Source organism: Accumulibacter sp., assembly GCF_032229525.1.
Taxonomy (GTDB): domain Bacteria; phylum Pseudomonadota; class Gammaproteobacteria; order Burkholderiales; family Rhodocyclaceae; genus Accumulibacter.
In genome coordinates, this window is record NZ_JAVTWB010000257.1 from 1 (window position 1) to 4,175 (window position 4,175).

A 4,175-nucleotide genomic window follows, 5' to 3' on the forward strand; every position below is an offset into this window, starting at 1 on the left:
CGATCAACGCGGTCGGCACGCAAACCGGCGTGACCGCCTCGGCCAATGCCACCACTGGCGTACTGACCCTGACGGCAGCCGACGGCCGCGACATTAACCTGGCACTCTCCGGCACGGCCACCACCCCGACGACCGCCGCCACGGCCAAGACGGCTTTCCTGGCCAGCACCGGTTTGACGGCCGACCAGGCTTCCGCAGCTACCGCCGGCACGGCCATCACCGCTGGCGCCATCGCGACGCCGCCCTTGGCTGGTGGGACGCTGGCCGCTGGCGCTTTGACGGCCAATGGCGCCAGCGTCGGCGCCGTCACTTTTGGTACCGCGGCATTCACTGCCGTCACTGCCGCGTCATCGAACGCAATCGGCAGCACGCTGACGATTGCCGGTTTGACCGCGGGCAGCACCTACACACTCGCCTCTACCGCCACCAACGTCGGCACAGTTCAATTCGTCGCAACGGGCGTCGACAACACCGATGCCGCGTTGTTTGCCGCAGCCTACAACGCCCTCGGCACGCCGACGACGCAGTACACTGCTGCCGGGAACGTCTTGACGTCGTCTGTGGGCACTTCGACGCTGGCACTTACTGCCGTCAGAACCGCTGCCGAGGTGGCGGCGGGAGTGACGGTCGCGAGCAAGACAATCGCCGCAACGTCTGCGATCGCGAATGCGGATGCGGCTAAGTTTGCCGTCGGCGGCGCGGGCGCGGGGACCATGGGCAAGCAAGCTTCCAACGGCGCAGCCTACAGCGGCCAGGAATTCGCCCGCGCGGTGAACACCGCGCTGGCTTCCGCCACCGGCGGGGCAGCGGTCAACGGGAGCGTCACCTCCAACGCCACGACGGGTGCCTTGACCTACGTTGCGGGAACGACCGATAGCCTGCAGTTCGCCATTGCCGGCACCGCGACGAGTGCCGCCACAGCCGCGACCACCGCAACCAGCCTGGCCACGCAAACCGGTCTCAGCGCCGCCCAGTTGGGAATCCAGGCCGCCGGCACCAACACCACCAACCATGGCACCGTCACGCTGAGCAGCACCAGCGCGAACGGCATCGTCTGGGCCGGTGCGGCCGCTGCTTCGGTAGGCCTCGCCTCCACGGGCACGCAAAGCGCGTCGGTTTCTTCCAGTGTTTCCAGCATCGCCACGCTGAATGTGCTGACCGCCGGGTCCGCCGTCGCCGCCTTGACGGCGCTCGACGGCGCGCTGGCAACGGTGAGTGGTGCGCGGGCTTCGCTCGGTGCGTATCAGAACCGTTTCGCTTCGGTGGTTTCCAGCCTGCAAACGACGTCCGAGAACCTCTCGGCCTCGCGTAGCCGCATCGTCGATGCCGACTTCGCGCAGGAAACCGCCAACCTGACGCGGGCGCAAATCCTGCAGCAGGCCGGTACCGCGATGCTGGCCCAGGCCAACGCACTGCCGCAGAACGTGCTCTCGCTATTGCGGTAAGCGACCAAGCTTAGCGAATAGCAGTAAGATCGGGGTGCGCCCGCGACAACGCGGCCGCACCCCGGCGTCTCTTCACCAAGGAGTGTGAGATGAATATCCAACCCACCACCGCTTCTCTGCCACCACAAGCGCAGGGCAACCCGGTGCTCAGAAATGCGACACCCGAAGCCCAGCAGAAGCCCGCCGAACAGGCGACCAGGACCGGGGAGGCGGCCAAATCGCCGTCGCCAGTCCAGCAACAAGCGGACCGCAAGGAGGTGGAAGCAGCCACCAACAGCGTTCGCGATTTTGTCCAGCCGATCAACAGCAATCTGGAATTCAGCATCGTCGAAGATACGGGCCAACTGCTGATCAAGATCGTCGACCGTTCGACCAAGGACGTGATCCGCCAGATCCCGTCGGAAGAAATGGTCGCCATCGCCAAGGCGCTGGACGGCATCAAAGGGCTGCTGGTCCAGCAAACGGCCTGAACAAGCACCTCGCCCGCGCAGCTGGCGGTTGACCGTCGCAGGAGAAGATCATGGCGTTGTCCTCACCGGGCCTGGGCTCGAACCTCGATGTAAACAGCATCATCAGCCAGCTGATGGCGCTGGAGCAACGACCGCTGACCGCCCTGGCGGTAAAGGAAGCGGCCTACCAGAGCAAGATCTCGGCACTGGGTTCCCTGAAGGGTGCGTTGTCCGCCGTGCAAACGGCGGCAGCGACACTGGTACCGGCCACTGGCACCACCGCGGCACAGAAATTCACCGTTTTCGCGACGACGCTCAGCGACTATACGGTCGCTGCGGCGAGCACTTCCGCCAGCGCCGTCGCCGGCACCTACACGCTGGAAGTCAACCAGCTGGCGACGCAGCACAGCGTCGCCAGCGCCACCGGCGCAGCGACACCATTCTCCGGCGCCGGCGATACGCTGCCGGTCGGCGGCACGCTGACCCTCTCGCTTGATAGTGCTGGCGGCAGCAGCCCGTACAAGAGTACCGACATCACCATCGCCAACGGCGCCACGGCCGAGAACATCCGCGATGCGATCAATGGCGCCAACGCCGGTGTTTCGGCACTGGTAATCAACGGCGTCGCCGGCAAGCAACTGGTGGTGACCAGCGCCGAGGCTGGCAGCAACCAGTTCATCACGCTGTCGGGGATTGCCGGCCTGGCGCACGATCCCGACGCGACACCGGCGCCGACCGACGCCTTCGTGCAGTCACAGCCGGCACAGGGGTCGGCTTTCAAGGTCAACGGCATCGCCGTCGAAGGGGTCAGCAACAAGGTGACGACGGCCATCGACGGCATCACCCTGAACCTGCTCAAGGGCCCGGAGGCGCCGGCAACGGCGCTGAGCACGACACTGACCATCAGCAAGGACAACTCCAGCCTGACCACCGGTGTCAATGCCCTGGTCAAGGCGTTCAACGACTTCACCACCACCGCCAGTGGTCTCGGCAGCTATGATGCGGCGACCGGGAAAGCCGGTGCATTGAACGGTGACAGCACACTGCGCGTGGCGCAGAGCAGCCTCCGCAATGTGCTTGGCAACATCCCCGGCGGACTCGCCGGAGCGTCCCTGCAACGCCTCTCGGAGATCGGCGTCAGCCTGCAGAAAAACGGCACGCTGAGCGTCGATTCGGTCAAACTGAGTGCCGCGATCGGCGACGATCTCGCGGCAGTCGCCAATCTGGTTGCCGCCTACGGCGGAGCCTTCGAGACGGCAGCCAGCAAGCTGGCCGATACGAACGGTTTGATCGGCGCCCGCACCGAGGGTATCAAGGCTTCGATAAAGAGCATCAGCAGCCAGTCCCAGCTGGTTTCGAATCGATTGACGCAGATCGAAGCCCGCTACCGCCACCAGTTCACCGCTCTCGACACGCTGATCGCCGGGATGACCACAACCAGCAATTTCCTGGCGCAGCAACTCGCCAACCTGCCCACTTTCTCCACGAGGTAGACCATGTTCGGTAATGCACGAAGAGCGATTTCAGCCTATCAGAAGGTAGGCGTCGATGCGGCTATCGAGGTCGCCGATCCTCACCGGCTGATTCTGCTGCTGTTTGCTGGTGCCCAGGCGGCGATCGGCAATGCCCGCGCCGCCATGCAGCAACAACAGGTCGCCAGCAAAGGTGAAGCCATTTCGAAGGCCATCGACATCATCAGCAACGGCCTCAAGGTGAGCCTGGATCTTGAACAGGGTGGCGAAGTGGCCGAGCGGCTCGACGCGCTTTACGACTACCTGGTCGTGCGTTTGCTGCGCGCCAACCTCGACAACGACCTACGTGCGCTGGAGGAAGTCGCCGCCTTGCTCGAAGAGATCCATGGCGCCTGGCGAGGAATTTCACCGAAAGCGGCGCAGCAAGCGGTCGCATGAGTTCGTCGCTGGCCGCCCTCGAGCAGCTTCTGGCGCTCTCCGAGGAGATGGTTGGCGCAGCAGGACGCCAGGAATGGGAGACGCTGGCAAGCCGCGAGGCCGAACGGCGCGCACTGGCAGACAGCCTGCCCGAGACGCTGACCAGCGATCTCTCGGCCGCTGGGCAAATGCGCGCCCGCGCCCTGATCGAGGGCTGCCTGCGTTGTGATGAGCGTATCCGCCCGCTGGTGAGCACTCGCCTGAACGAACTGCGAGTGCTCCTGCGTCATGACCAGCGGCGCGACGCATGATCCGCCCGGAAGTCGCCAACCGCCTGCAGCCGCCCGCCGACCTGGCCCTGCGGCCGGCTCTGCCAGCCCAGGAAATCACCG

Annotated in this window: 5 protein-coding genes; all 5 read left to right on the forward strand. The window is 65.2% G+C overall.

Translation table 11 applies throughout. The annotated features are described in order from the left end of the window. Nucleotides 1-1,445 (forward strand): flagellin (locus RUW20_RS20475; protein ID WP_313954065.1); only part of this gene is annotated, 1,445 nt, incomplete at its 5' end. 89 nt (nt 1,446-1,534) lie between these two features. Then, complete coding sequence (locus RUW20_RS20480) at nt 1,535-1,915, forward strand: flagellar protein FlaG (RefSeq protein ID WP_313954066.1); 381 nt, start codon at nt 1,535-1,537, stop codon at nt 1,913-1,915. A 50-nt stretch (nt 1,916-1,965) separates the two neighbouring features. Next, nucleotides 1,966-3,387, forward strand: coding sequence for a flagellar filament capping protein FliD (fliD, locus tag RUW20_RS20485; RefSeq protein WP_313954067.1), 1,422 nt, complete (start codon nt 1,966-1,968; stop codon nt 3,385-3,387). 3 nt (nt 3,388-3,390) lie between these two features. Next, complete coding sequence (fliS, locus tag RUW20_RS20490; protein WP_313954068.1) at nt 3,391-3,804, forward strand: flagellar export chaperone FliS; 414 nt, start codon at nt 3,391-3,393, stop codon at nt 3,802-3,804. Then, nucleotides 3,801-4,094, forward strand: a complete 294-nt coding sequence (locus RUW20_RS20495) for a flagellar protein FliT (protein ID WP_313954069.1) — start codon at nt 3,801-3,803, stop codon at nt 4,092-4,094. Before fliS ends, RUW20_RS20495 begins: the two co-directional genes overlap by 4 nt. Nucleotides 4,095-4,175 lie beyond the last annotated feature (81 nt).